This window comes from Brevibacillus sp. AY1 (assembly GCF_029870785.1).
Lineage (GTDB): Bacteria > Bacillota > Bacilli > Brevibacillales > Brevibacillaceae > Brevibacillus > Brevibacillus invocatus.
The window spans coordinates 133,700-160,649 of record NZ_JAFLPN010000002.1; the positions used below are offsets into that span (position 1 = coordinate 133,700).

Here is a 26,950-nt window from a genome sequence, read left to right on the forward strand (position 1 = left end):
TATGACAGAATTTTTGCAGTATGTTGCGAACGGATTGGTCAGTGGCGGCATTTACGCCATTGTAGCCGTCGGGTTTATCACGATCTACAACGTCAGCAAAGTGATTAACCTGGCGCAAGGGGAGTTTTTGATGCTTGGCGGGATGGTAGCGGTTGCCATGATCGGAATGAACGTTCCGTATGTAATAGCTGTCGTACTGGCGATCCTGCTCGTCACCTTGGTCGGTATCATGATGCAGAAGTATGTGATTGCCTATGTGAAGAAAGCTAATCCAATAAGTTTGATAATTTTGACAATTGGGATTTCCACCCTGGTTCGCGGGGTTGCCAGCTTGATTTGGGGAAAAGACGCGTTTGCGTTGGCACCGATCACGAGCAACGAACCCATCTCGTTTGGAGGAGTCATGGTAGCTCAGCAAAGCCTTTGGATTTTGGCTGCCGTTCTCATCATCCTCTTCCTGCTCTGGTATTTGATGGAGAGAACAATCCTCGGCAAAAAGATCAACGCATGTTCCGTCAATCCGATGGCAGCTCGCCTGATGGGAATCAGTCCAGCGAAAATGAGCATGCTCGCCTTCGCCATCAGTGGTGCGACAGGAGCAATCGCGGGAATTGTCATCGCGCCACTTTCCGTCACCTCGTATGACATCGGTGTATTGCTCGGGATCAAAGGCTTTTCCGCTGCCATTCTGGGTGGTCTGGGCAATCCTCTCGGTGCAGCCGTAGCGGCTTTTCTGCTCGGAATCGTGGAATCCTTGGGAGCGGGCTATGTCAGCTCAGGCATGAAGGACGCGATCGCATTTCTCGTATTGATCGGCATGTTGTTGGTGAAGCCATCCGGCATTTTTGGTGAACGCAGCGTTGGCAAAGGAGGGCTATGATGAAGCAGGTAATCGATAAATGGGGCAAAAGCTTTGGGATTTATCTGATCTTGATGATTGTCTTTCCGTTCGTGATGCCGGATGAATATTACCGCTCGGTAGGAATCATCATCGGTCTCCACGCCATCGTGACGATCGGACTTTGCCTGGTGATGGGGCTGGCGGGACAAATCTCCCTGGGACAAGCAGCGTTTTGGGGCATCGGTGCCTATACCTCAGCTGTTTTGACGACCAAATACGGTCTATCACCGTTTGTTGGACTGGTGGCGTCGGCAATCATACCGGGACTGTTTGCCTTTATCCTTGGCAGGGCGATCGCCGGCTTGCAAGGCTATTATCTGGCGATGGCTACTTTGGCTTTCGGCTACATCGTTCAGATCGGCATTACAGAGTGGGAGCCGGTAACTGGTGGAGCCAATGGCATGATCAGCATCCCGAAAGTCACGTTTTTTGGTGATAGCGAGCTGTCGATGTACTACCTGATTTGGGGCGTTGTCACTTGTGTCCTGCTCTTTTCGCTAAATCTGCTTCACTCCCGGGTCGGACGCGCTTTTCGCGCCATTCACAAAAGCGAGATTGCCGCAACCTCGATGGGGATTGATGTACGCAAATTCAAGCTGAACGCTTTCGTCGTCAGCGGGATGTTCGCAGGGATTTCCGGAGGGCTGTACGCCCACTACATGGGGATTCTCGACCCTCAGCCGTTTGGACTGCATGAATCGATCAAGTTTCTGACGATGGTAGTCATCGGCGGTATGACGAGTATTTGGGGTGCGTTGGTCGGAACGGTCCTGATCAATTTCATCAGTGAGGGCTTGATCATGATGAGTGAAGTGATTCCGGGCCTCCAGGGAGATATCGATACCATCGTCTTTGGAACAATTCTGGTGCTGATCGTGATGTTCATGCCAGAAGGGCTGGTTCCACGTCTCCGCGCTCTCTATGAAAAATCGCAAGCGAAGAAGGCGAAAGCCAAGGCGGCAAATCTTCAATCCGATCAGCGAGTGGAAAGGAAGGCGACAACATGACAGCTCTGTTGGAAATACAAAACCTTTCACGCGATTTTGGCGGTGTACGCGCAGTCAATCAAGTCAATTTTCAGGTCAATAAAGGAGAAATCCTGGCTTTGATCGGTCCCAACGGTGCAGGCAAGAGCACGGTGCTCAACATGGTATCAGGCGTCATCCCGCCTTCTGAAGGAGAGATTCGCTTCAACAATAAAGGGATGGGAACCGTACCTGGCTATGAATATGCAGGACTGGGCATCACGCGGACTTTTCAGAACCTGCAGACCTTTGACGATATGACCGTACTGGAAAATGTCATGGTCGGCATGCATACCAAGACGCAATCGAGCCTGTTTTCCTGCGGGATGAACCTGGGGCGGGCCCGCAGAGAGGAACAGCAGATGAAGGAGAAGGCGCAGCTATGGCTGGAGCAGGTAGGTCTTGCTTCACTGGCTTTCTCCCAAGCAGGCAGCCTGCCTTATGGAAAGCTTCGTCTGATGGAAATCGCCCGTGCGATGGTGACAGAACCCACCTTGTTGCTGCTGGACGAGCCGGCTGCCGGTTTGAATCATACAGAGACAGCGGAGATGAGCAAAATGTTTCAGGAGATTCGCGCAAATGGCACGGCGATCCTCTTGGTCGAGCACGATATGGACATGATCATGGCGATTGCCGATCGCATCGTCGTACTGGATCAAGGTACCAAAATCGCAGAGGGAACACCGCGTGAAATCCAGGAGAATCCAAAAGTGATCGCCGCTTATCTGGGAACGGAAGAAGAGGAAGGCCGGGGGTGAAAAGAGTGATGGAAAAAGCGATCTTGAAAGTAGAGAATATCGTGGCGCGTTACGGTCCTGTAGAGGTGCTGCACGGCATCAATCTGCAGGTCAACGAAGGAGAGATCGTCTCCTTGCTCGGATCGAATGGTGCGGGCAAGACCACGCTGCTCAACTGTATTTGCGGGCTGCATGACGCCAAGGAGGGACAGATCTGGTTTCGCGATGAGCAAATCACGCGTGTGCCAGCCGAGCTGGTGGTGGGACGCGGGATGGCGCATGTACCAGAGCGCAGACAGATTTTTTCCACACTGACCGTAGAGGATAACCTCTGGCTGGGAGCATCGCATCGAATGCCAAAGACAAGCAAAAAGGAGATTGCCAAGGAGATCGAGACTGTTTACCAGCGCTTTCCTATTCTAGCCGAACGCAAATGGCAGCTCGGCGGGACGCTCTCCGGTGGACAGCAGCAGATGCTGGCGATCGGCAGGGCGTTGCTATCCCGCCCCAGACTTTTGCTACTGGACGAGCCTTCGCTTGGACTTGCTCCCCTGATCGCCAAGGAAATCCTTTCGATTGTGCAGGAAATTCGATCGGAATGGGGTACAACGGTTCTGCTGGTCGAGCAAAATGCTCGCGCCGCACTGGCTATCTCGGACCGTGCCTACGTGCTCAGCACCGGGACGGTCATGCTCGAAGGCACATCTGAACAAATCAGCCATGATCCACGTGTGCAATCTGCTTATCTGGGACATTCCCACGAAGCGGTTTGACCTATACAGCCACAAATATATTAGGGGGTTTTACAATGAAAAAACGCCAGTTCAAACAATGGTTATACCCATTGGCAGTTGCTTCCCTCGTCTTGCTGACAGCCTGTGGTGGAGGAGCAAAGCCGGCGGCGGAAGGCAATAGCACCGGAGGGGGCCAGGCAGCTGGTCAGTCCCAGCCTGCAGCTACTGAAACAGCAAGCAAGGAGCCGATCAAGGTTGGAGCGATCTTTTCTTTGACAGGTGCCAACAGTCCATTGGGTGTACCGGAAAAGCAAGCAGTGGAGCTGCTCCTGAAAGAAATTAATGACGCGGGTGGCGTAGACGGTCGTCCGGTCGAAATCGTCTTTGAAGACGACAAGTCCGATAATACCGAAGCAGTAAAAGCGATCAAAAAGCTGGTATCCAAAGACAAGATCGTAGCGGTTCTGGGCTCCTCCGGCAGCGGTCCTTCCCTGGGAATGGCTGAGTATGCCGCATCAGAGAATCTGCCGATGATCTCGATGGCAGCTGCTGACCAAGTAACCAACCCGGTTCGTGCGGGCATTTTCAAAACGCCGCATACGGATGTTCATGGAACCAAACGCATCTTTAAATATTTGCAGGAAAAAGGCATCACCAAAATCGCAACGCTGAATGACAGCAATCCATACGGAAGCGGCTGGACGCAGCAAATTCAGAAGTATGCGCCAGAGTACGGCATTACGATTGTAGCGGAAGAGAAATACGGTACCAAAGATCCGTCGATGAGCTCCCAATTGACCAAAATCAAGGGTACAGACGCACAGGTGCTGATCGTTGCTGGTACAAACCCTGGCCCTGCGACTATTGTAAAAGAAGCAAAGCAGTTGAATTTGGGCATTCCGATCATCAGCAGCCACGGTTCGGCTAACAGCAAATTCCTGGAGCTGGTTGGCGATGCCGGTGAAGGTGTTCTGATGGTAGCGGGTAAATTGCTGGTACCTGATCAGGTAGATGCGAACGATCCGCAAGCAGCGATCATCAAAAAATTCGTCGATGGCTATCAAGCAGCATACAAGTCTGAGCCAGACGGCTTTGCCGGATACGGCTACGATGGCTTGAACCTGCTCGTAGAGGGCTTGAAGCAAGCGGGCGGCGATGCATCCAAGCTCGGAGAAGTACTGGAAAAGGTGAAATATGTTGGGGTCACAGGTGAATTTACATTCTCTGCCGAGGATCACAACGGTTTGACAGAAGACAGCATGATCATGGTTGAAGTGAAGGATGGAAAATTCCAGCTTTTGAAGTAAGAAGCGCATGAAGTAAGCAGAAGTGGAATGGAAGGAACCGATATGGCTGTTCTTTTCGCAAACGAATGGGTGCGAAGGGAATAGCCGTTTTCGTCACGAACTCAGGAGGTATGGTCATGTCTCATATTCTCAACAGCGTTCTTATGGTTGCCCCGATCCTGCAGAAGGCATTTTTGTTTGATTGTATGATAGGCGTCACTGACAGAGAAAAGTTCCTGGCGTATTACCCGACGAAGGGCTTGAACCTGGGAATCAAGGTCGGGGACATGCTCCGTCCAGGCAGCATCAATGCAACGGCCGTAGCAGAGAATCAGAGAATGGTTCGAAAAATTGGCAAGGAGATTTACGGTATCCCGTACATCGCAGTCGGTTATCCTCTCGTTGAAAACGGTCAGGTCGTCGGATGTCTGTCTACAGGCGTGACGACCGATCAGGAGGATCGTCTGCGCGGGCTTGCAGAGAGCTTGACAGAAGCATTGGAGGGCATTGCTGAGCATACGGAAAGCCTGGCGAGGGAAGCGGAAGAATTAGCCCAGGCCAGTCATACGTTGAGCGATACCGCTGTGCAAATGGAGAGCAAGATTGCCGAAACCTCACAAATCAGTCAGCTGATTCGCGACATCTCTACGCGGTCCAATGTGCTTGGTTTGAATGCTGTGCTGGAAGCGGCTCGGGCTGGAGCTGCAGGTCGAGGCTTTTCGGTAGTGGCTGAGGAAATCAGAAAGCTGTCCCATACCACCTCTACGTCGGCGAAAGACATATTTCGGATCTTGGATGAAATGAATGGGCTGGTTGGCATGGTATCGAGAGAAATGGAAAAGACGATGAATCACAGCCTCCATCAGTCTACGCGAATTCAGGAGCTGGATGCTGTCATGCAGGAGCTTCGCCAGATGGCGGATCAGCTGCGCAAAGCATCGGCTCTTTCAGGGTCTGAATAATGGTAAATGGTTTTAAAGTTCGCAGTATTGCAAAAACGTATGACGTTATGTTATTATAACGTTACAAAAACGTATTATAAAAATATCATGGTGTAAATGATATAAAAGGAGGGATTGCTCCATGCAAACACAGATGGAACGTTCTGATCTGACAGAGAATGAAAAAATGGAAGTGTTTTTAGCACGCATCGACCGGGGAGAAAAAATAGAAGCCGATGACTGGATGCCGGACGATTACCGCAATCAACTGATCAAGTTGATTTCCATGCATGGCATCAGCGAGATCATGGGTGCATTGCCAGAAAAGGAATGGGTGCCGAAAGCGCCGACGCTTCGCCGCAAGCTGGCGATCATGGCAAAAGTACAGGATGAGATGGGACACGGTCAGCTCTTGCTCCGCGTGGCGGAAGACCTGATGGCCCCTCTGGGCAAGACGCGTGAAGATCTGATGGACGATCTGTTCACGGGCAAATTGAAATTCCACAACGTATTCCACATGGAAGCTCCGACCTGGGCTGATGCCGGTGTGATCGGCTGGTTGGTGGATGGTGCCGCGATTATCACACAAACGATGTCGCTCGATTCCTCTTACGCTCCCTATGCACGGGCTTTGCATCGCATCTGTGCAGAAGAGAAGTTCCACGCCCAGCATGGCGAGAGCATCGTCCTCGATCTGGCAGAGGGTACAGAAGGTCAGCGCCAAATGCTGCAGGAATCCATCACTCGCTGGTGGCCATCCCTGCTGATGTTCTTCGGGCCGCCAGAAAATGGAAACGTCACCAGTAATCAAGCTGCCAATATGCGCTACAAAATTCGGACGCAGACGAATGAAGAGCTGCGACAAGCATTCTTGACGAAGTACGTACCACGTATTTTCCATCTTGGATTTACCTTGCCGGATGACACGATTCACTTCGACGAAGCGAATCAAAAATGGGTGTATCAACAACCAGACTGGGAGGCATTCAAGCAGATCGTCAAAGGAAATGGTCCGCGCTCTGCCCACCGTCTGAATCTTCGCGAAACTTCTTATGAAGAATCAAAATGGGTGCGGGACGCGATCATGTCGTTTGGCCGCCAAGCAGGGTAGGTGAATGAAATGAGTACAGAAACCAGAAATGACTTTTTCATATACGAGGTATTCAGTCAAAAGAACGTCACGGCATCCTTTGCCCATCAGTTCAGTCTGTTGGCTCCGAACAAGGAAGTGGCCCTGACGATGGCTCGCGAGAACTTTTTGCGACGCGAGCCCTGCTTTAATCTCTGGGTTGTCAAGCGGGATGACATCTTTGGATTGACCCCTGAAGAGCGCCCGTTCCTGGAGCGTCTCGACAACAAAAGCTACCGGGAGACCAAGGGCTACGGAGATTTGCAGTCGAGATGGCGCCAGCACAAGGAACGTTACGAAGATCAGCAAAAACAAGCGAAGAGCGGCAGCTAAGCGGGAGGGAAGCAATTATGGCCGATATGGTACGTGTAGAAACGGTAGAACAAGCAAAACAAAACCAGGAATACGTGCAAGCCTTGGCTGATCTCCTGTTCCAGCTGGCTGATGACGATTTTATCCTGGCTTACCGGGGATCAGAATGGCTGGGCTTGGCTCCCCACATTGAAGAGGACGTCGCTTTTTCCTCGATGTCTCAGGATATGATGGGCCACGCCGTCATGTTTTATGAAATGCTGGAAGCGCTGGGACTGGGGAAAGCAGATGATATCGCACAGCTTCGCGAGGCGAAGGATTTCCGCAATGCGATCCTCGTCGAGCGTAAAAATGGAGCGGGAGATTACAATGACAACCCGCATTACGACTGGGCGTATGCGATCGTTCGCAGCTATGTGTACGGCTTGCACAAGCAGGTTCGTCTGGAGGCGCTTCTGCAATCCTCCTACGTGCCGCTCGCGCAGGTGAGCCGCAAAATGCTGACCGAGCATCGCTATCATCTCATGCACTGGCAGGTCTGGCTGAACCAGCTCGCCAACAGTACGCCAGATGCGCGCCACAAGCTGGAGGCAGCCATCTCCCTCGTATGGGAAGATGCGGGCGAACTGAGTGATCTTGGTCCGAATGCCGAGCAAATCGTTCGCTATGGGTTGATTGCAGGCGAAGAACTGCTCAGACAGAAATGGTTGAATGAGACGAAGGAAATTTTCAAAAAGGCGGGCTTGAACTGGCCTGGTGAACCGGGTGCTGCATCCGAGCGCGGTCGCGCAGGTGAGCATACGGTTGATCTGGAGCAGGCAGTCGCTACCTTGTCTGAGGTGTATCGCATCGATCCGGCTGCTAGCTGGTAAAAGGGGTGAAGGGCATGGCGCAAGATCTGAATCAAATGGAGAAACAGCTGGAAGCGACATGCTGGGAACTGCTGCAGGAAGTAACAGACCCGGAGATTCCGGTGATCAGCATGGTAGAAATGGGTATGATTCATCAGGTGCGAGTGAATTCCGGCATCGTGATCGTAGAGGTTCTGCCTACTTTTGTCGGCTGTCCCGCCCTTGAAATCATGAAGAAAAATATCACGGAAAAGCTGGTGGAGGCGGAAGGGGTTTCCGAGGTTCAGGTTCACTTTGTATACGATCCTGCCTGGACTTCGGACCGGATCGCCGTGGATGCCAGAGACAAGCTGCGCAGCTTTGGCATCGCCCCGCCGCCGTTGGATTTCAAGCCAGGCGATTCGTGGGAAGTGTGCTGTCCGTATTGCGATTCCCCATATACACAGATTGAGAACCTTTTTGGTCCTGCAGCTTGTCGCAGCATATTGTATTGCCGGCACTGCAAGAATCCGTTTGAGGCGCTAAAACCTATCTATTGAACGAATGAGAGGAGCGAGGGTCATGGGAGAGAGCAAGCAAATGTATATCAATGGAGAGTGGGTCACCGCCGAGAGCGGCGAAACGCTTGAGGTCATCAACCCTGCGACGGGCGAATTGGTTGGAACGGCCTCTTTTGGTGACAGTCGCGAAGCCAAAAAAGCAATCGATGCCGCACACGAAGCGTTTGGCGGCTGGTCGAAACTGACAGCACGCGAGCGCTCCAAATACCTGTACACCTTGTCCGAGCTGGTCAAGAACAGTCGTGACGAACTCGCGGGACTGATCTCGGCTGAAATGGGCAAACCTTTGGGCGAAGCAAAAGGGGAAGTCCTTGGGGCTGCTGACAACTTCGTCTGGTACGCTGAGGAAGCGAAGCGTGTATACGGGGAAACGATACCGTCATCCGTTGCCAACAAACGCATCATGGTTTTGCGCCAGCCAGTCGGGGTTGTCGGAGCGATTACGCCGTGGAACTTCCCGATCAATATGGTGGTGCGCAAGATTGCTCCGGCATTGGCAGCAGGCTGCACAGTTGTGCTCAAACCGGCAGAAAGCACGCCACTCACAGCCGTTCGCCTGTTTGAACTGATTGAACAGGCTGGCTTTCCGAAGGGTGTCGTAAACCTCGTCGTAGGAAAAGCGGAGGCAGTCGGTCAGGAGTTCATCGACAATCCGAAAGTAAGCAAGATTGCTTTTACCGGTTCCACCCGCGTCGGCAAGCTCCTCATTGAGGGAGCGGCGAAGCAGGTGAAGCGCGTTAGCATGGAGCTCGGTGGTCATGCGCCGTTTATCGTGTTCCAGGATGCGGATCTGGATGCCGCTGTGAAGGGACTGTTTGAGAGCAAATTCCGCAACTCCGGTCAGATGTGCATTTGTACCAATCGCCTGTATGTGCATGAGGAAGTGGCCGATGCCTTTACAGAGAAATTGGTAGAACGTCTGAAAAAGGCGAAAGTGGGAGACGGACGTCAGAAGGAAACCGAGATCGGTCCACTCGTCAACGAGCGTGCCTTGAACAAGGTGCTGGAGCATATCGAGGACGCCAAAGACAAGGGCGGCCAAGTGGTTTACGGAGGAAGCCGGATGACGGAGGGCGACTACGCCAAAGGATTCTTCTGTGAGCCGACTGTCATTGCCAATGTGACAGATGAAATGAAAATCACCTACGAAGAAACATTTGGTCCGGTGGTGCCGATCGTGCGATTCACAGATGAAGCGGATGTCGTGCGCCAGGCAAACGATACACGCTATGGTCTCGCTGCCTACGTGTATACGCGTGACAACCAACGCTGCTTCCGTATGGCTGAGCTCCTGGAATACGGCATCGTCGGAATCAACGATGGCTCGCCGACCCAGACACAAGCGCCATTTGGAGGCTTTAAAGAGAGCGGAATTGGCCGCGAAGGCGGACACTTCGGCATGGATGAGTACCTGGAAACCAAATTCGTTTCGTTTGGACTGTAATCGATTATAGATGATAGAAAGAGGAGCCAAGACGTCGTTGTCTGGCTCCTCTTTATTTTTCCAGCAGATTTGTCAACACTTTGTTCAATTTGTAGCGAGAAGATTGGCGAAAACAACGGTATAATGGAGAATGTAAAGAGGGCACCCTTTTAACAGTATTGCTTCGTCGCTTCGCTCATCCTTGAACAGTCCTCGGTTAGAGGTTTTCTTTTGGAGGGAGGATTTTGATGGGAAACAACCATCAACAACATGATATGCCAACAGCAGGGGGACTGGGTTCCTTCTCGGATTTATGGAGTCCGGATATCATGCTTGTCACGCTGATCATAGCGATTCTATATTTTCTACTGACAGGCCCACTGCATAAAAGATTTATCAATGCTGCGCCGGCAACCAATCGACAACGCTGGTTGTTTGTTCTTGCATTGATCTTGTTTTATGCAGCGGAAGGGAGTCCAATCAGCTACTACGGCCATCATTATCTATTTAGTATGCACATGCTGCAGCAATCGATTTTGTACTTTGCCCTGCCGCCGCTCGCTTTGCTGGCGATGCCGGAATGGCTTTTGGAGAAAATATTTGAACCCAAGCCGCTGAAGCTGATGCTGAAAATTTTGACTCAGCCGTTGGTGGCTGCACTGATGTTTAACTCGCTTTTCTCCTTCTATCATGTACCGTTCATTTTTGATTCAGCTATGAGCAATCATACGCTGATGACGATTTACCACATCATACTGGTGCTTGCTGCCTTTGCCATGTGGTGGCCGATCGTGAGTCCACTATCCGATAACAAGAAGCAATTGGCCGGGCTTAAAAAGCTGACGTACATTTTCGCAAACGGAGTGCTGATTACACCAGCCTGTGCCTTGATCATTTTTGCCGGAGAGCCGTTGTACAACTACTACATGTCAGCTCCGCAGCTCTTCGTGACGCATGATGCGTTTTATGATCAACGACTGGGTGGAATCATTATGAAGCTGGTTCAGGAGGCCGTATATGGCAGTGTTCTCGCCTACGTCTTCTACAACTGGTATAAGCATGAGAAACAGGATGACTTGCCGATGGACCAGCAGCCATCTGTTCCAATCGTAGAGAGATAGAGATTGCTTGAATCCGAGATTATTTGAATGAGGTGTAGGACATGGCCATTTTATTGCCCACGATCAGTACATCATTTATCGCGATTAGCGGTATTCTAGTAGCGCTTGGATGGTACGCCATCGCAAAGAGAAATATGGAACGACATATGAAGCTGATGAAATGGGCAGCCATTTGTGCCACCATTTTCTTCATCACGTATGTTTCACGCACGATTTTCGTTGGAAACACGCTGTTTGGCGGACCTGACAACATTCGTGTCATCTACCAGATCTTCCTGATTTTCCACATCATTTTGGCTACAGTAGGTGGAGTGATGGGCTTGGTGACGCTGAACTATGCTTACAAGAAGCGCTATGACAAGCACAGAAAGATCGGCCCTTGGACTTCCGTGATCTGGCTGGTGACAGCGATTACCGGTGTGACTGTGTACTCCCTGCTGTACCTGATCTATCCGGGTGGAGAGACAACCGGGGTGCTTGACGTCATTTTCGGCTGGTAACAGCAACTGTCAATTCAAGTTGACTACATTCAGAGGCATTGGCTACAATGAAAAATAGTTTGCCATTTGAAGGAAGATACGTCGTTTACCGACCTCTAAGCCGCGTTCATAGCTTCGCTCAATGGAGTGAAGGAGTACCGTGCTAGAGGCATTCACTGATAGATTCTGATAGGAGGTATATATCGTGGACCAGCAAGTGACGATGCAGGAATCGCTCAATACCGACTCTTCCCTGCAAGCACAACGGGTAGAAAAGGCTACATGGCGAGACTACGTGGAAATGACGAAACCCGGCATTACCATGTCCAACATGATGACCACATTTGCGGCCCTTTGGTTAGCCTCTTTTGGTTTCCCAAACTGGAAGCTTGCGATTCTGACGCTGATCGGGTCTGCACTGGTGATCATGTCAGGCTGTACATTGAACAATTTTTACGACCGTGACCTGGACAAAAAGATGGTTCGAACCAAGAATCGTGCTGTAGCGACGGGACGTATCTCTGCTCGTAGTGCACTCTTGATCGGAATTGGCTTGTTGCTCGCAGGTTTGGCTATACTTGCTGTGTATGCCAATCCGTTGGCTGCTGTCTGGGGCTTGATTGGACATATTTTTTACGTATTGATCTACACGCCGCTGAAGCGGGTTACGACGCTGAATACGGTCATTGGCGGGGTGTCTGGTGCTGTTCCACCGGTGATCGGATGGGTAGCCGTGACGGGCACAATGGACTTCGCAGCATGGTTGCTGTTCTTGATCCTGTTCTTGTGGCAGCCGCCCCACTTCCTCGCTTTGGCGATGATGAAAACGGAAGAGTACCGCGCTGGTGAATTGCAGATGCTGCCTGTTGTAAAAGGCTTTGCTGAAACAAAACGTCAAATGTTCCTGTGGGGTTCTGTTCTGTTCCCTGCATCTTTGCTTCTGTTTCTGCACGGCAGCGTCGGATATGTATACCTGGCTGTCATGGGCGTGATGGGTCTGATCTACGTGGTCTTGCTCTATCAAGGCTTCCATACCAAAGACGATATTGCGTGGGCGAAGAAGCTGTTTGGCTATTCGATCCTCTATTTGACCGTCTTTTGTGTGGCCATTGTCATCAGTACAATGGTGTACCATTATTGACACTTAAACCTCACGAAATGTTCACCGAACATCCCTTGCTTAGCAGGGGATGTTTCACTATCGTAAGAAGGGACAGATGTTAGGGGTACCGCTAAGGACCTCAATCCTTCTACAGAAACAGGGTGTATCGACTATGGAAAAATGGCTCAAGCCACTAGCCGTTCTCTCTACAATTGTTATGTTCATCGTCATGGTCGCTGGGTCATTGGTGACCAAAACCGATTCTGCTTTGGGGTGTGGAAACGATTGGCCTCTTTGCAACGGTAAATGGGTACCTGAGTATACGCTGGCATCCATTATTGAATATTCACATCGCCTGGTTACCGGGATTGCGGGTATTATTGTGGGCGTGTTCTCCATCATGTGCTGGCGTTATTATCGCGGCAATCAAGAAGTCCGCAATCTCGCTATTTTCGGCCTGTTCTTTATTGTGGTCGAGTCGATTCTTGGCGCATCTGCGGTGATCTGGCCGCAATCTTCCTCTGTGCTTGCCCTTCACTTTGGCTTTTCCTTGCTTGCTTTTAGCGGCGTGTTCTTGCTGACGCTCTTTGTCTTGCAGCGCGACAAGATGGAACAGATGGTGCAAGGAGGAGTCTCCAGAAAGTTCCGCAACTGGATTTGGGGAGTGACGATTTACGCATATGGAGTCGTATATTTGGGTGCGTACGTCCGTCACACAGGCTCCAGTATGGGGTGCAGCGACTGGCCGCTGTGTCAGGGGCAAGTCATTCCGGAGCTGTCCGGGCAAGCGGGAATCGCCTTTGTACACAGGCTGGGAGCGTTATTGCTCGTCTTCCTGCTACTCGGGGTTATGATCTATGCGATGCGTCACTACAAAGAGACGCGCCGTGATCTGTATGGAGCAAGCGTCCTCTCATTCGTGCTTGTATTGGTTCAGGTGCTGAGCGGCGGAATCCTGGTTCTGTCCAAGCTGCATCTGTACACGACATTGTTCCACTCGATGGTGATTACGATTTTGTTCGGCGTCATGTGCTACATGTGTCTCCAATCACTGAAGGAGCCACAGGCAAAAAAGCCGGGGAAATAAAAAAGGTGAAAACCACAAGCCGCTTCCGATGAACGAGGAAGCGGCTTTCGCTATCTGTCTTGGCGATAAGCCAAGTTTTTCTACTATTTTGTGGGGGCAGATCGCTTTTGAAACATTCCTTGTTCAAAATACAGCACTTCCGCAGTCGTTTCGAGTTGGTCAGAAAGCGGAACGCCTGACTCCGGATCCAGCTCCTGTGTCAATTTCCAAGTGTACAATACGGGATGTTCAGAGTCAGCAAGAGCCAGCTGATAACTGCCAGCGGTTTGAAAAAGCTGGCCACCTGGGACCTGTGATGTTTCCTGAAGAGTACCGTTCCACGCATCGACGAGCTGTCCGTTTTCCAGATACCAAAGATGTGCCTCATACGTGTCGAGCCCTGTGCCTCCCGTGTGGTTGACCGTTTCAAAGAGGCGCTTGCCAGCTACTATCCCCAGTTCTTTTGCTGGCCGCGTATTCCATTCCGAATCGTCTTCATAGCGGGTGACATCCCAGCGCTCCAGCTGAAAACGAGGGACGTTCCAGGATTTTTCCGCGATCAGGGAGTAACGGCCATCCGGTTGGCGATCCAGCACGTAAAAGCTGCCGATATGGACCGCGCCATTATGTTTGGCGATGATTTCCAGATCCTCATCTTCATCGAGATTTACCTGTTGAAATGTGAAAGACTCTGTGGAAGCTTCTTCTTGTGCCTTGGCATTGATCCATTCTCTTACCTGATGCTCATTTATTTCAGTAGCAGCACCGATTGTTGGTCGAACAGGAGTCGATGCTGATAAGGAAGAAACAGGGAGGAAGGTTTGTACAGCACCGATCAGTCCAAGTCCCGCAGCAAGGACGAGTATACGCTTGTCGATCATGATTGGAAAGCACCTCTTTTTAAACGGATAGTAGTGATGTAGACGAGTCCCGAAAGCGAAAAGTTACACCAGGTGGGGTAAATTTCAACCGCGTAGTTCGCTTTCTTTTGCTACAATAAAAAGCAAACACATGATCGTGACAGGAAGGGTGGAACGAATGCGCATTTTACATACAGCCGACTGGCACTTCGGGCGGCAGCTGGAGGGGCGGGATCGTCGCGTGGAGCAGGCTGCTTTCGTCGATGAAATCTGCCAGATTGCAGATGAACGCGAGGTAGATGTGGTGCTGATCGCGGGGGATGTCTATGATTCAGTCAATCCGCCAGCTTGGGCAGAAGAGCTCTTTTACGAAGCGGTCGAACGACTATCGGCAGAAGGGAAGCGCGGGGTCGTTGTCATTGCGGGCAATCACGATCAGCCAGAGCGCGTTCGGGCAGCGGCACCGTTGGCTTCCAAACACGGGATCGTACTATTGGGACTGCCCAAGGAAGCGCCTTTGCAACCGGAAGAACCGTCACCGGATCGCGTTCAAATTGTGCAAGGGGGTCCTTCCTGGCTGGAGCTGGCGGTTCCAGGCTGTGAACATCATGCTGTCATTTTGGCTCTACCTTACCCATCCGAATCGAGATTAAAGGAGCTGCTCAGCGACAGCTTTACACAGGAAGACATGCAGCTGGCCTTTTCCGACCGGATTGGCAAGCTGCTTGCAGAGCTTTCCGCCCATTTTCGCGAGGATACCGTCAATCTGGTGATGAGCCACCTGTTTGTCATGGGAGGCGAGGAGACGGATTCGGAGCGGCCGATCCAGATCGGGGGAGCAATGACCGTCTCTACACAAGCGTTTCCGGAAAAGGCGGATTACGTCGCGCTGGGCCATCTGCATCGCCTGCAAAAGCTGCGGGAAAAGCCGCTCGTTCGCTACAGCGGCTCACCGCTTTGCTACAGCTTTTCCGAGGCAGGACAGAGCAAGGCCGTGGTGCTTGTCGATGTAGAGCCAGGAAGTGAAGTGCGTGAAGAGATCCTTTATCTAAAGAGCGGCCGACCCTTGGCGCGCTGGAAGGCCACAGAGGGGATTGAACAGGTGGAGCGCTGGCTGGCTGAAGGCCGAGATGCAGGTGCCTGGATTGATCTGGAGATCCATGTATCCGATGTGATTGATCCGACAGAATTTCAACGCTTGCGCAAGCTGAGTGACGATTTTCTCAAAATACAGCGGGTTGTTGTACGTGCTGATCGCGAGGAGGACGAGGAGCAAGATCGCGTGAAGCTGACCGAACTATCACCTGATCAGTTGTTTCGTCGTTTTTACGAGCGGAAAAGAGGGGCGCAGCCCGATGAACGTCTGGTCACCATGTTTCAACGCTTGCTCGCAGAGACAGACACAGGCAGAGAGGAGGAAGTGTAGGTGAAGCCGATTCGATTGAAGCTGGCTGGGATGCACAGCTACCGGGAAATGCAGGAGATTGATTTCGAAACGCTTTGTCAGGCGGGACTGTTCGGGATATTCGGACCGACTGGCAGCGGCAAGTCCACGATTTTGGACGCGATTACACTTGCTCTCTATGGACAAGTCGTCCGTCTCGGCGGGGGCAATCATCCCAAGGAGGTATTGAATCAGCTGGAGCAGCGCGTCTTTGTCTCCTTTACCTTCGAGCTGGGAAAGGGAAGCGATCGCCGCCAGTACACGGTGGAGCGGGAATTTGGCCTAGACAAGAAGGGGAACAAGAGGCAGCCGGAAGTTCGACTGATCCAGCTGGGACATCTGACTGGCGAGCCTGATGTCGTCCTTGAATCCAAGGCGACCTCGGCCACTGCGGCAGTAGAAGCGTTGATCGGGCTCACGTTGCAGGATTTTACCCGCGCTGTTGTGCTGCCACAAGGTCAATTTTCCCGTTTCTTGACCCTGAAAGGCAGTGAGCGCAATGAAATGCTGCAGCGCATGTTCCGGCTACATATCTACGGGGAAAAGCTGAGCGAACGCGTCCGTCATGCGCTGGATCAGGCAAAAGAACAGATGCACCAGCTGCAATTGGAGATGGCCGCACTGGGAGATGCAGGTGTGGACGCGCTGGAGGAAGCGAAGCAAATCTGGACAGCGGCAGCCCGACAAGAGCAGGAGTTCAGGGAACAAAAGCAGGGGCTGGCGAACAAGATCAAGGAATTGGAGCAGCTGCATCAATGGCTGCAGGAGATGGAGAGTGTCCAGACGCAGCTGCAGGCGCTTTTTACCAGACAAGAGGAGATCGCTGACTTGAAAGCCCGAATTCGGGATTGGGAGTCGAGTATACGAATGTGGCCGATGCTGCAGCAATGGCAGCGGTTGGACGAGGAATGGCACGCGACAGAACAAGCGCTGGCACGAAGCCGCGAGGAACAGGTCGGAGTACAATTGGCCTTGCAAGAGGCAGAAGCGGATTACGAGCGGGCACAGACCAGGCATGCCGCTGAGGAGCCGCTTTTGATCGAGCAAAAGGGAAGGCTGGCTTTGGCCGAGGAATGGGAAGTGGAGCTGGGTCGAATCCGCGAAGAGTGGACGGCGTTGGAGCGGGAATGGCAAGAGGTGCGGACTGCTCTGGAACAGACAGAGGCGCGGCTGGCGAAGGACGAGGCTGCCCTCCAGCTATGGGAGCAGGAATGGAAGCATCTGGAGGAGCAGACGAGGGCTGTCACCGTGACACCCGAGTGGCGTGATCAGGTGGGGGCGGCACGTGAGGCCAAGCAGCAATGGAACAGGGACCGAATCAAGCAGCAGGAGCTGATGAAAGAGCTGGAGGATTTGGCACAGCAGGCCCAACGCTCATCTGCGGAAGCGGCACAGCATCGCAGGAGCTGGGAGGAGAGTGCGGCAAGACTCCAGCAGGTGAGGGAACGCTGGACTGCCTTGGAAGCCAATCCCGGCATGACAGACAGTGAATGGGATCGGGAACGACAGATTCTCAATGATATGAAGCAGGCCGGCCGTCAATGGCGCGAGCAGCTGCAACAGCAAGCAGGCTGGCAGGAAAAAGAGAACCATCTGGAGCAGGAACGCAAGCAGGCAGAGACCATCCTGGCTCGTTATGAAGCGGATTGGCAGGAAAAAGAGGCGCTTGTTGCCCGCAAGCAATTGGAATGGGACAAGCTGAAGCAGGAATGGGAGCAGTGGCAGCAGGAAAACATGGCCCGTTTTTTACGCGAACGACTGGAGGTTGGACAGGAATGCCCGGTATGTGGTTCGACACACCATGCACATGAGGCAAGCAGCAGCTCAGAGCCAGGAAATAACCATACCCAGGGGGACGAGCTGCGTGCGCGCATCAAGGCGGCAGAAGCTGCTTTGCGCGAAGCGGAGCAGCAGTCTCGTCAGGTCAAAGAATCCCTGCTGACCGCAAAAGTGGAGCACGCAGCCCTGGAAGAGCGGCAGACTGCCCTGCTATCGGAGCAGAAGCAGATCGAAGAGAAGATCGAAGCGATCCGAAAAGAGTGCTGGAATGAAGGGGAGCCTTGGACCGTGCAGTCTTTTGAAGAGCTGCTGGCAGTCTACCAACGAGAGGAAAAAGAACTTCTAGCCAAACAGACAGCACGTGAGCAGGCAAAGCTGGAACGCGAACAGCTGCAAAAGCAGGTAGAGAAGCTGCGAGAGGAAGAATCGGCAGAGTTGCGCCTGCTGGAACGAAGCCGAATCCTGCAGGAACAGCTGGAAAAAGCGATCGCGGAAGGCAGACTGCGACTGGATACAGCGACGAAAGAAGCGCAGCGCAGCGCAGACGAATTGGAAGCGAGACGGGGAGACTTGCCGGTAGAGGAAATCGAGCAGCGCTTCGAGGAGCTGGGCAGACTGGATCGTCGGTTGGCCGAGCTGCAAGCCTTGCGTGCGGAAAAAGAAGCGTTGCGCAAAACTTTGCTTGCAGCATGCGAGTCTGCCAAAAAGCAGCAGTCAGAGGGCAAAGGACGGGAGGCCAATCTGCAGGAACGTCTGGAAGACCGGAAACGCATGTGGGAGCAAAAGCATGCGCTGTGGCTGGAGCGCACAGGCGGCAAGCCTGCCCAGGAATGCTTGCGTCAGGTGGAGGATACGCTGTCTGGATTGCGTCAGACTGTCTCGGCCACTGAAGCGAAGCGCAAAGCGTGTGCCGATCAGCGAGAGCAGGTTCAAAGCAACCTCGTCAAATACTCGGAAGCCTACGCGGTGCTGACGAAGCAGCGCAATGAGGCACAGGAAGCCTTGCAAAGCGCGCTGCAAGAGAGCGGCATCCAGACGGTGGAGCGTGTCCGGGAGCTGTACGCAGCGCGAGACGGCATGGAGCATGCACAGTCACAGGTCCAGTCCTATGAGCAGGCAATGGGGCAGCTGCGCTATGATGAGCATCGCCTTAATGAGGCGATTGCCGGGCGCACGGTCACGCGAGAAGAGGTATTGGCAGCCAAAGAAGCGTGGGAGGAATGGGAGCACTCCTTCCAGGAAGCACAAAAGCAAGTGGCGGTTGCCAAAGAGCATGTGGACCGGATGGAGAGCAATCACAGCAAATGGCTGGAGCTGCAAGTGCGACTAGAGGAGCAGCAGGACGAACAGAGCAGGCTGGAAGAGCTGAAAAAGCTGTTTGAGGCAAAAGCGTTTGTTCAGTTTATTGCCGAAGAGAAGCTGGTTTCCATAGCAAGAGACGCTTCCTACCATCTGAAAAAGATGACCGCGAATCGTTACGGTCTGGAAATTGGCGACGAAGGTGAATTTGTCTTGCGCGACGAGGCTGCGGGAGGACTGAGGCGTCCAGTCAGCACCCTGTCTGGGGGAGAGACGTTTTTGACCTCGCTGTCGCTCGCATTGGCTCTCTCCATGGAGATTCAGATGCGTGGCGGGCGACTGGAGTTTTTCTTCCTCGACGAAGGCTTTGGCACGCTCGATCCGGAATTGCTGGAGACGGTCATGGATGCGCTGGAACGACTTCGCATGGAGGATTTTACGATCGGAGTGATCAGTCACGTGCCGGAAATCCGCGTGCGCATGCCGCGACGATTGGTCGTGACGCCAGCTGAGCCGATGGGGGCAGGCAGCCGGCTGAATCTGGAAATGGAATAGCGGGGAGAGGAAAGTATGGCGGTGCAATTTGTACTGGGACGAGCCGGTACGGGTAAGACAGCGGCGGTCCACCAGCAGTTGTTTAATCGAATACATGAGACGCGAGAGGGGAAGCTTTTGGGCTCTCCGATGATCCTGCTGGTTCCGGAGCAGGCAAGCTTCCAGGCGGAGTATGAGCTGGCTGTCAAATCCGGCTACGGAGGAATGATGGGCTCGCAGGTGCTCAGCTTTGGCCGGCTGGCTCATCGCCTCATGCAGGAGCTGGGGGATCTCACACTGATTCCTGTCGACGATCTCGGTAAAAACATGGTGCTGCGGATGCTTTTGGAGCGCCATCGAGACGAGCTCCAAGTTTTTGGCCGTACTGCGTTGCAGCCAGGATTTACGGCACAGCTCGGTCGATTGATCAGCGAGTGCAAATCGTACGGCGCAAGCTTTGCCCACTCGGAAAATCTGGAGTGGGGAACAGCCAGCCTGAATCAAAAAGTCGGGGATCTACGCCTGATGATGGAGCTGTATGACGGCTATCTGGCCGATGGCTACTGCGATGCAGAGGATATACTCAACCGTGTCGCCAGCAAAGTATGCGACTCTGCCTACATCCGCGAAGCAGAGATTTTCATCGACGGATTTACGGGCTTTACCAATCAGGAATTGCGGCTGATCGAGCAGTTGATGCTGCATGCCCGTCAGGTGACGATTGCGCTCACACTGGACCCGGATGAACGGGATGAGCAGCTGGATGAGCTGAATGTGTTCTATCCGTCGTGGCGAACCTATCAGGCTTTGAAGATGATCGCCAGAGAAAACGGTGTTGCCATCGAGACCCCGATCCTGTTGACCCTGCCGCATCGGTTTGTGGATAGCCCTTGGTTGAATAAACTGGAGAACGTCTATTTCCAGTGGGGGGATCCGGGACAAGCGCCTGATCCGAAGCGCAAGGACGAGGTTGCCCTGCTTTCTGCAGTCAATCGCCGTGCAGAAGTAGAGGCTGTAGCGCTGAAAATCCTCTCGCTTGCCAGGGAGGAGGGCTACCGCTGGCGGGACATGGGTGTTCTTTTGCGTGAGATTGGCACTTATGCGGATGATATCAGCGCCGTTTTCACGGATTACGGAATTCCTCACTTCCTCGACCAGAAGCGGACGCTTTTGCACCATCCTTTAGTCGAGCTGGTACGCTCCTCCTTGGAGGTGGTCGTGACACGCTGGCGCTACGATGCCGTTTTCCGCTGTCTGAAGACAGATTTGTTGGCTGCAGACGAAGAGTACGCTGCGCGTCAGGAAATCGACATGTTGGAGAATTATGTGCTGGCACATGGCGTATACGGCAGCCAGTGGGGAGCGGATTCGGCTTGGCAGTTTGGCGGAGCGGCGGGAGCGCAGGAGGATGAACAAATTGATTCCCTGCGACGCAAATATGCGGCACCCCTGCTGCAATTTGAGCGTGAAATGAAGCGAGCGTCAGGTGAAAATGTGCGTGAGATGACGACTGCCTTGTATCAGCTGTTGATTGCGCTGGATGCTCCACAAAAGCTTGAACGCTGGCAGCAGCAGGCAGAGAAAGACGGAGATCTGCAGACTGCCCAGGTACACGGTCAGGTATGGAATGGTCTGATCGCACTGATGGATCAGATCGTAGAGGTCATGGGCGATGAACAGATGGAGCTGTCCACTTATTCCCGGGTATTGGACAGCGGTCTGGAGACAATCGAGATGGGCTTGGTTCCGCCAGCGCTGGATCAGGTGCTGATCGGATCGATGGAACGCTCCAGGCAACCGGATGTAAAGGCGTTGTTCCTGCTTGGGGTGAATGAAGGTGTCATCCCACTGCGTCCCAAGGAAGACGGAATCCTCGACGAAGCTGAACGCGAAAGACTGGGAGAGATGGGGGTCGAGCTGGCACCGAGCGCCAAACAGCGACTGATGGCCGAGCCGTATCTGCTGTATCAAGCGATGACGCGTCCTTCCGAGCGTTTGCTGATCAGCTGCGCGCTGGCAGATCACGAGGGAAAGGCACTGTTGCCATCGACGGTTTTCACTCGAATGCGAGAGGTGCTTCCCGAAGTCTCGCATCAGGTTTTTCACAACGAACCTACTGGCAATCCCGAGTCGGACGCCTTTCTGCTCGGAAACCCTCGCCGTGTCTTCAGTCATCTGCTGACCCTGGTCAGGACCATGAAAAAAAGCGGGGAGCTGCCTGTTTTTTGGTGGGAGGTCTACGACTGGTTTTTACGCTCATCAGAGGATCAGAAGCGGGAAAAATGGCTGCTGTCAGGTCTTCGCTATGAGAACCGGCCTGGCAAGCTGCGCCAGGAGACGAGTAAAGGCTTGTACGGACAGCAGCTGCGGATGAGCGTGTCCAGGCTGGAGCGTTTCTCCTCTTGTCCGTTCTCCCATTTTTCGTCGCATGGGCTGCGATTGTCAGAGCGCACACTCTACAAGCTGGAGCGCTTTGATGTGGGTGAGCTGTTTCACGCCTCGTTGAAGCGGGCTGTCGAGAAGATGAATGAGGAGAATCTGGAATGGGGGCGCTTGACGGAAGCGAACAGCATGCAGCTGGCTAGCGACGTGGTGGAAGAACTCGTTCCCGCGACGAGAAGCAGCATCCTGAACAGGACGGCACGCTACCGCTTCTTGTCTGGCAAGCTCAAGCGGGCAGTCGGCAGAGCGATCTACGTATTGGGTGAGCACGCCAAGAGAAGCCGCTTTGCACCGATCGGACTGGAGGTTTCGTTTGGCCCCAAAGGAGATTTGCCTGGTCTCGCGCTTTCTCTCGAAAATGGAGTGGAGGTGCAGCTGATCGGACGAATCGACAGGGTCGACCAATCACTGGACAGTGAGACTCCTTACTTGCGCGTGATCGATTACAAATCCAGCTCCAAGCAGCTGCAGCTCTCGGATGTATGGAACGGACTGAACCTGCAGCTGCTCGTCTACCTGGATGTCGTCGTCTCCAACTCTCAAAAATGGCTGGGCAAGCAAGCTGAAATGGGCGGCGTCTTCTACTATCAGGTAGCAGATCCGTTCATCACCGCCAAAAGAATGCTCAGTGCGGATGAAGCAGCGAAGGAAAGGGCCAAGCGTCTGAGGATGAAGGGCCTGATGCTCGCGGACACGGAGCTTGCGAGAATGATGGACGCTGAGGTAGAACAGGGAGCTTCTGAGCTTGTGCCATTCGAGATCAAAAAGGATGGAACGCTGTCGTCCCGTTCTTCTGTGGCGACCGTCGACCAATTTGAGTCTCTGACCGAGTATGTGCGCGAGACGGTGAAAGATATCAGCACGCGCATGACAAATGGTGATATCCAGATCGAACCGTACACGAAGGGCACGATGACGGCATGTGACTATTGCGCGTACAAGCCGGTTTGTCACTTTGATGGACAGACAGGGGGCAATCAGCATCGACTGCTGCCCAAGTGGAACAACAAGGAGATCTGGGAGAAGCTCGCCCGGCAGATGACAGGAGAGGAGGCAGATTTGGATGGACAAGCAGCCCATACAGACCAAGCCTGAGCAGTGGACCGATGAACAGTGGCAGGCGATTACCCGTCGCGGCAACAACCTGTTGATCGCTGCAGCAGCAGGATCCGGTAAAACATCGGTACTGGTAGAGAGAATCATCAGACGCATCATGGATACATCGGAGCCGATCGGGGTAGACCAGCTGCTCGTTGTGACGTTCACCAATGCTGCTGCCGCAGAGATGCGTCACCGGATCGGGGATGCGCTGCGCAAGGCGCTGAAAGAAGACCCTCACTCCGCCCATCTGCGTCGTCAGCTCGCTCTCTTGCAACGGGCTACGATCACGACCCTGCACTCCTTTTGCTTAGGAATATTGCGGCAGTATTACTATTTGATCGACCTCGACCCTGATTTTCGCATTGCTGACCAGATGGAAGGGGACCTCTTGCGCCAGGATACGCTGGAGGAGCAGCTGGAGGACTGGTACGAGCACGACCCAGCATTTCATGCCCTGGCAAATGTCATGCTTGATGGTCAGGACGATCAGGTGCTGGTATCCTTGCTGCTTCGCCTGTACGAGTTTTCACGCAGCCATCCCAATCCGGAGAGCTGGCTGACGGATGCGGCCCGGATGTTTGAGGTTGATGAGCAGAGAGGACTGGATGGTCTGAAATGGACCAGAAGTGTTCGCCGTTCTCTGGCACTCGAGCTGGGGGGCATGGAGAAAAGCATGCGCAGAGCTGTCGAGCTGGCTGCTTCGGCAGACGGCCCTGCTGCCTATCTGCCCTTGCTGGAAACGGAGGTAGACGCCCTTTCTCGTGCGCGAAAGGCTTGTCACGATGGTTGGGAAGCTGTGGAACAGGCGGTGCGGGCAGTCGTTTTTGCCAAGCTGCCGCCAGTGAAAGGGACCGATCCTGCTGTGAAGGAGCAGGTCCAGGATTTGCGCAACGCTGTGAAAAAAGCGATTGCTGACTTGAAAGAACAGTATTTTACAACTTCCATCCAGCAGTATCTTGCAGATTTGAACCGGCTGGCAGAGCATATGCAGACGCTGGCACGCCTCGTTGCGACTTTTGCAGAAGCCTTTCAGCAGGCAAAGCGGGAACGCTCGCTGGTGGATTTTGGCGATCTGGAGCATCTGGCCCTGCGGATTCTGACCGAGCCGGATGAGACCGGAACCATACGTCCATCTTCACTCGCCCTTCAGCTCAGGGAACAATTTGCAGAAGTGCTGGTAGATGAATATCAGGATATCAATCTGGTTCAGGAGACGATCCTGCAGATGGTATCGCGCGATGTGGGGACGAACGGTTGGGCAAATCGCTTCATGGTAGGGGATGTGAAGCAGAGCATCTATCGCTTCCGTTTGGCAGAGCCTCAGCTTTTTCTGGACAAGTACCTCGCCTATCAAACGGATATCCAGGAAATGTCGTGTCAGTCAGATGAGGGCTGGCGTATCGATCTGGCAGCCAACTTCCGAAGTCGGCGCGAAGTGGTGGATGCCGTCAACTACCTCTTCCGGCAGATTATGTCGCCAGGTGTGGGGGAGATTGATTACGACCGATCTGCAGAATTGATCAACCGAGCCTCCTATCCGGAGGTCGAGCGAGACCGCTTGCGTGTGGAGGTGCATCTGATTGATCGATCTGACACGTCTGGGGAAAGGGAGACGAATGCCTATACGGAGAGTACGGAAGAAGCGGAATCTTCTGTCCCAGGCAGTGAGTCGGACGCTGAGGTGGCAGAGGAAGCAAGCGCAGCTCAGTTGGAAGCGAGATTGATCGCAGAGCGGATTCGCCGCTGGATGCAGCCGGGAGAAGGGGAAGCGCCGCAGCTCGTGTTTGATAAAAAGACAGGTGGTCTGCGCCCGTTGGCATACCGCGATATCGTGATCCTGCTTCGGGCCACCTCCGGATGGGGAGAAACGATGCAAGAGGAGCTGGTGGCTGCGGACATCCCAGTCTACGCCGAGCAAACCTCAGGTTATTTCGCGACGACAGAAGTGGATACAGTCCTCTCGCTGCTGCGGGTCATTGACAATCCGATGCAGGACATCCCGCTGGCAGGTGTGCTGCGCTCTGTGATCGTAGGGCTGGCAGAGGAGCATTTGGCTCACATTCGCATTCAGTACCCGTCTGGTCCTTTTTATCAGGCAGTCATGCAGTACGTTCAGGAGCAGCCTGTAACAAAAGGCTGGGAACGTGATCTGCATCGATTTTTCACCCAGCTGGACAAATGGCGGACACAGGCCCGAAGAGGGGCATTATCTGAGCTTTTGACGACACTCTATCGGGAAACGGGTTACCTCGACTATGTAGCAGGCTTGGAGAACGGTCAGCAGCGACAAGCCAACCTGCGTGCCTTGCATGACCGAGCCAGACAGTACGAGGCAGGATCGTATCGGGGGTTGTTCCGATTCCTTCGCTTTGTGGACCGCATGCAGGAAGCAGGCAACGATCTGGGAGAGGCGCGGACCGTCGGAGAAAATGAAGACGTGGTGCGCATCATGACCATCCACAAGAGTAAAGGGCTGGAGTTTCCAGTCGTGTTTGTGGCAGGGATGGGCAAGCAATTCAACACGATGGATTTGAAAAGTCACTTCCTCTTGCATAAGGATCTGGGCTTTGGTCCGATGGCTGTGGACGAGGAGGCTCAGGTGCGCTATCCGAGTATGGCAGCATTGGGGATTCGCCAGCAGCTGCGTCGCGATCTGCTGGCAGAAGAGATGCGGGTATTGTACGTAGCCCTGACACGTGCGCGGGAAAAGCTGATCTTGCTTGGTTCTTCGAAAAATCTGGCGAAAAGCATTTCCGACTGGGGGAGCCAGGGAGATGGGGAACGTCTGATAGACGAAGATCTGGTCCGGGCAAAAGGCTATCTCGATTGGGTGGGCAGAGCTTTACTGCGCCATCCGGAAGCAGGACCTTTGCGGGATTACCCCGAGAAGCATGGCGATGGAGAAGCAGTACGGGTAACGACGATCCCAGACGAATCGATCTGGTCGTTCCACTTTTATCAGGCTGATGAGCTGCGGACGCGGACACCCCTATCGGAGCATGACCTGGCGAGCTGGGAGCAGCTGACGGAGCGCAAAGAGGTTGCAGAACGACCAGCAGATGAGAAGATGCGCGAGCTGGTAGATCGTCTCCTGGGCTGGAGCGACCCGCACGAGATGGCTCCGCTTGTGGCAGCGAGGTGGAGTGTCAGTGAATTGAAGCGCCGCGCACAGGAAAAAGTGAAAAGCCAGTCGTTTTCCCTGCCTTCCATTACGGAGAAGCCCAAGTTCTTGACAGAGCAAAAGCCGCATCGACTCAGCGGAGCGGAGAAAGGTACCCTCACCCATTTGATTATGCAGCATCTGGATTTACGCCGTTCGCTGGATGAAGCTGATATCAGCGAACAGGTGGCTGCACTGGCTGCAAGGCGCTTTTTGACCGAGGAGCAGGTTCGGGCAGTAGATGTGGCAGGGCTTGCCGGATTCTTTGCGACTTCACTGGGACAGCGGATGATACAGGCAAAAGTCGTGCATCGAGAGCTGCCTTTTACCTTGGCGATTCCTGCAAATGAAGTTGAGCCGGATTTAGGAGACAGCTATGAGCAGGTCATCGTCCAAGGGGTGATTGATTGTCTGATTGAAGAGCAGGATGGAAATCTGCTTCTGATCGACTTCAAATCGGACTGGATCGGAGCTGAGCCAACTCCACAAGTCATAAAAGAGATTACCGGACGCTATGAGGAGCAACTGAAATTGTACGGGAGGGCCATTCAACAGATTACAGGCAAGAGCCACGATCAGCTGGAAAGCCATCTCTTCATGCTGGCGGGAGGTTTTTCGGTAAGGATCTCCTGAAAACCCTGAATATGCATATTTCCCTCTTGAA

Annotated in this window: 20 protein-coding genes; 19 read left to right on the plus strand and 1 reads right to left on the minus strand. The window is 53.3% G+C overall.

Going from position 1 to position 26,950, the window contains the following annotated elements; genetic code table 11:
• Nucleotide 1: 1 nt before the first annotated feature.
• The 15 genes from JZI27_RS04110 (at nucleotide 2) to JZI27_RS04180 (ending at nucleotide 13,688) form a co-directional block, all read left to right on the plus strand.
• Nucleotides 2-880 (plus strand): branched-chain amino acid ABC transporter permease, encoded by an 879-nt coding sequence (locus JZI27_RS04110; protein WP_280206865.1) that lies wholly within the window; start codon nucleotides 2-4, stop codon nucleotides 878-880.
• Nucleotides 880-1,908, plus strand: coding sequence for a branched-chain amino acid ABC transporter permease (locus JZI27_RS04115; protein WP_280206866.1), 1,029 nt, complete (start codon nucleotides 880-882; stop codon nucleotides 1,906-1,908). Before JZI27_RS04110 ends, JZI27_RS04115 begins: the two co-directional genes overlap by 1 nt.
• Nucleotides 1,905-2,684, plus strand: a complete 780-nt coding sequence (locus JZI27_RS04120; RefSeq protein WP_280206867.1) for an ABC transporter ATP-binding protein — start codon at nucleotides 1,905-1,907, stop codon at nucleotides 2,682-2,684. Before JZI27_RS04115 ends, JZI27_RS04120 begins: the two co-directional genes overlap by 4 nt.
• An 8-nt stretch (nucleotides 2,685-2,692) precedes the next feature.
• A complete protein-coding gene (locus tag JZI27_RS04125) occupies nucleotides 2,693-3,436 on the plus strand; it encodes an ABC transporter ATP-binding protein (RefSeq protein WP_122910052.1) in 744 nt (247 codons plus the stop codon).
• A gap of 35 nt (nucleotides 3,437-3,471) precedes the next feature.
• Nucleotides 3,472-4,704, plus strand: a complete 1,233-nt coding sequence (locus JZI27_RS04130; protein ID WP_122909933.1) for an ABC transporter substrate-binding protein — start codon at nucleotides 3,472-3,474, stop codon at nucleotides 4,702-4,704.
• A gap of 116 nt (nucleotides 4,705-4,820) precedes the next feature.
• The gene (locus JZI27_RS04135; protein ID WP_122909932.1) at nucleotides 4,821-5,645 is read left to right on the plus strand and encodes a methyl-accepting chemotaxis protein; all 825 of its coding nucleotides are present in this window, start codon (nucleotides 4,821-4,823) and stop codon (nucleotides 5,643-5,645) included.
• Between the two features lie 121 nt (nucleotides 5,646-5,766).
• On the plus strand, nucleotides 5,767-6,735 hold the full coding sequence (paaA, locus tag JZI27_RS04140) for a 1,2-phenylacetyl-CoA epoxidase subunit PaaA (protein ID WP_280206868.1): 969 nt from the start codon (nucleotides 5,767-5,769) through the stop codon (nucleotides 6,733-6,735).
• A 9-nt stretch (nucleotides 6,736-6,744) separates the two neighbouring features.
• Nucleotides 6,745-7,086 carry a 1,2-phenylacetyl-CoA epoxidase subunit PaaB gene (gene paaB, locus JZI27_RS04145; RefSeq protein WP_122909930.1) on the plus strand — a complete coding sequence of 114 codons (342 nt, stop codon included), beginning with the start codon at nucleotides 6,745-6,747 and terminating at the stop codon, nucleotides 7,084-7,086.
• Nucleotides 7,087-7,103: 17 nt separating this feature from the next.
• Nucleotides 7,104-7,937: a 1,2-phenylacetyl-CoA epoxidase subunit PaaC gene (paaC, locus tag JZI27_RS04150; RefSeq protein WP_122909929.1), complete on the plus strand. Its 834-nt coding sequence runs from the start codon at nucleotides 7,104-7,106 to the stop codon at nucleotides 7,935-7,937.
• A gap of 14 nt (nucleotides 7,938-7,951) precedes the next feature.
• Nucleotides 7,952-8,455: a 1,2-phenylacetyl-CoA epoxidase subunit PaaD gene (gene paaD / locus JZI27_RS04155; protein ID WP_122909928.1), complete on the plus strand. Its 504-nt coding sequence runs from the start codon at nucleotides 7,952-7,954 to the stop codon at nucleotides 8,453-8,455.
• 22 nt (nucleotides 8,456-8,477) lie between these two features.
• Nucleotides 8,478-9,920, plus strand: coding sequence for an NAD-dependent succinate-semialdehyde dehydrogenase (locus JZI27_RS04160; RefSeq protein ID WP_280206869.1), 1,443 nt, complete (start codon nucleotides 8,478-8,480; stop codon nucleotides 9,918-9,920).
• Between the two features lie 227 nt (nucleotides 9,921-10,147).
• The gene (locus tag JZI27_RS04165) at nucleotides 10,148-11,020 is read left to right on the plus strand and encodes a cytochrome c oxidase assembly protein (protein ID WP_280206870.1); all 873 of its coding nucleotides are present in this window, start codon (nucleotides 10,148-10,150) and stop codon (nucleotides 11,018-11,020) included.
• A gap of 41 nt (nucleotides 11,021-11,061) precedes the next feature.
• Nucleotides 11,062-11,520, plus strand: coding sequence for a DUF420 domain-containing protein (locus JZI27_RS04170; protein ID WP_280206871.1), 459 nt, complete (start codon nucleotides 11,062-11,064; stop codon nucleotides 11,518-11,520).
• A 184-nt stretch (nucleotides 11,521-11,704) separates the two neighbouring features.
• Nucleotides 11,705-12,640: a heme o synthase gene (cyoE, locus tag JZI27_RS04175; RefSeq protein ID WP_122909924.1), complete on the plus strand. Its 936-nt coding sequence runs from the start codon at nucleotides 11,705-11,707 to the stop codon at nucleotides 12,638-12,640.
• A gap of 133 nt (nucleotides 12,641-12,773) precedes the next feature.
• Entirely contained in the window at nucleotides 12,774-13,688 is a 915-nt protein-coding gene (locus JZI27_RS04180; protein WP_122909923.1) for a COX15/CtaA family protein, read from the plus strand.
• Between the two features lie 83 nt (nucleotides 13,689-13,771).
• On the opposite strand, the gene JZI27_RS04185 is transcribed toward JZI27_RS04180, so the two are convergent.
• Nucleotides 13,772-14,548 carry a hypothetical protein gene (locus tag JZI27_RS04185; protein WP_122909922.1) on the minus strand — a complete coding sequence of 259 codons (777 nt, stop codon included), beginning with the start codon at nucleotides 14,546-14,548 and terminating at the stop codon, nucleotides 13,772-13,774.
• 157 nt (nucleotides 14,549-14,705) lie between these two features.
• Here JZI27_RS04185 and JZI27_RS04190 point away from each other — a divergent pair, with 157 nt between their 5' ends.
• From JZI27_RS04190 to addA, 4 genes are read left to right on the plus strand one after another with little or no spacing between them, the layout of a single operon-like run.
• Complete coding sequence (locus JZI27_RS04190; RefSeq protein ID WP_122909921.1) at nucleotides 14,706-15,953, plus strand: exonuclease SbcCD subunit D; 1,248 nt, start codon at nucleotides 14,706-14,708, stop codon at nucleotides 15,951-15,953.
• Complete coding sequence (locus JZI27_RS04195) at nucleotides 15,954-19,604, plus strand: SbcC/MukB-like Walker B domain-containing protein (protein WP_280206872.1); 3,651 nt, start codon at nucleotides 15,954-15,956, stop codon at nucleotides 19,602-19,604. It abuts the gene before it with no gap.
• 15 nt (nucleotides 19,605-19,619) lie between these two features.
• A complete protein-coding gene (addB, locus tag JZI27_RS04200; protein WP_280206873.1) occupies nucleotides 19,620-23,120 on the plus strand; it encodes a helicase-exonuclease AddAB subunit AddB in 3,501 nt (1,166 codons plus the stop codon).
• Nucleotides 23,089-26,919: a helicase-exonuclease AddAB subunit AddA gene (gene addA / locus JZI27_RS04205; RefSeq protein WP_280206874.1), complete on the plus strand. Its 3,831-nt coding sequence runs from the start codon at nucleotides 23,089-23,091 to the stop codon at nucleotides 26,917-26,919. The genes addB and addA overlap by 32 nt, the downstream gene beginning before the upstream one ends.
• Nucleotides 26,920-26,950: the final 31 nt, after the last annotated feature.

Bases quoted from the DNA above. Each gene is read 5' to 3' on its own strand.
- JZI27_RS04110 (WP_280206865.1), top strand. From the start codon at position 2: ATGACAGAATTTTTGCAGTATGTTGCGAACGGATTGGTCAGTGGCGGC.
- JZI27_RS04115 (WP_280206866.1), top strand. From the start codon at position 880: ATGAAGCAGGTAATCGATAAATGGGGCAAAAGCTTTGGGATTTATCTG.
- JZI27_RS04120 (WP_280206867.1), top strand. From the start codon at position 1,905: ATGACAGCTCTGTTGGAAATACAAAACCTTTCACGCGATTTTGGCGGT.
- JZI27_RS04125 (WP_122910052.1), top strand. From the start codon at position 2,693: ATGGAAAAAGCGATCTTGAAAGTAGAGAATATCGTGGCGCGTTACGGT.
- JZI27_RS04130 (WP_122909933.1), top strand. From the start codon at position 3,472: ATGAAAAAACGCCAGTTCAAACAATGGTTATACCCATTGGCAGTTGCT.
- JZI27_RS04135 (WP_122909932.1), top strand. From the start codon at position 4,821: ATGTCTCATATTCTCAACAGCGTTCTTATGGTTGCCCCGATCCTGCAG.
- paaA (WP_280206868.1), top strand. From the start codon at position 5,767: ATGCAAACACAGATGGAACGTTCTGATCTGACAGAGAATGAAAAAATG.
- paaB (WP_122909930.1), top strand. From the start codon at position 6,745: ATGAGTACAGAAACCAGAAATGACTTTTTCATATACGAGGTATTCAGT.
- paaC (WP_122909929.1), top strand. From the start codon at position 7,104: ATGGCCGATATGGTACGTGTAGAAACGGTAGAACAAGCAAAACAAAAC.
- paaD (WP_122909928.1), top strand. From the start codon at position 7,952: ATGGCGCAAGATCTGAATCAAATGGAGAAACAGCTGGAAGCGACATGC.
- JZI27_RS04160 (WP_280206869.1), top strand. From the start codon at position 8,478: ATGGGAGAGAGCAAGCAAATGTATATCAATGGAGAGTGGGTCACCGCC.
- JZI27_RS04165 (WP_280206870.1), top strand. From the start codon at position 10,148: ATGGGAAACAACCATCAACAACATGATATGCCAACAGCAGGGGGACTG.
- JZI27_RS04170 (WP_280206871.1), top strand. From the start codon at position 11,062: ATGGCCATTTTATTGCCCACGATCAGTACATCATTTATCGCGATTAGC.
- JZI27_RS04180 (WP_122909923.1), top strand. From the start codon at position 12,774: ATGGAAAAATGGCTCAAGCCACTAGCCGTTCTCTCTACAATTGTTATG.
- JZI27_RS04185 (WP_122909922.1), bottom strand. From the start codon at position 14,548: ATGATCGACAAGCGTATACTCGTCCTTGCTGCGGGACTTGGACTGATC.
- JZI27_RS04190 (WP_122909921.1), top strand. From the start codon at position 14,706: ATGCGCATTTTACATACAGCCGACTGGCACTTCGGGCGGCAGCTGGAG.
- addB (WP_280206873.1), top strand. From the start codon at position 19,620: ATGGCGGTGCAATTTGTACTGGGACGAGCCGGTACGGGTAAGACAGCG.
- addA (WP_280206874.1), top strand. From the start codon at position 23,089: ATGGACAAGCAGCCCATACAGACCAAGCCTGAGCAGTGGACCGATGAA.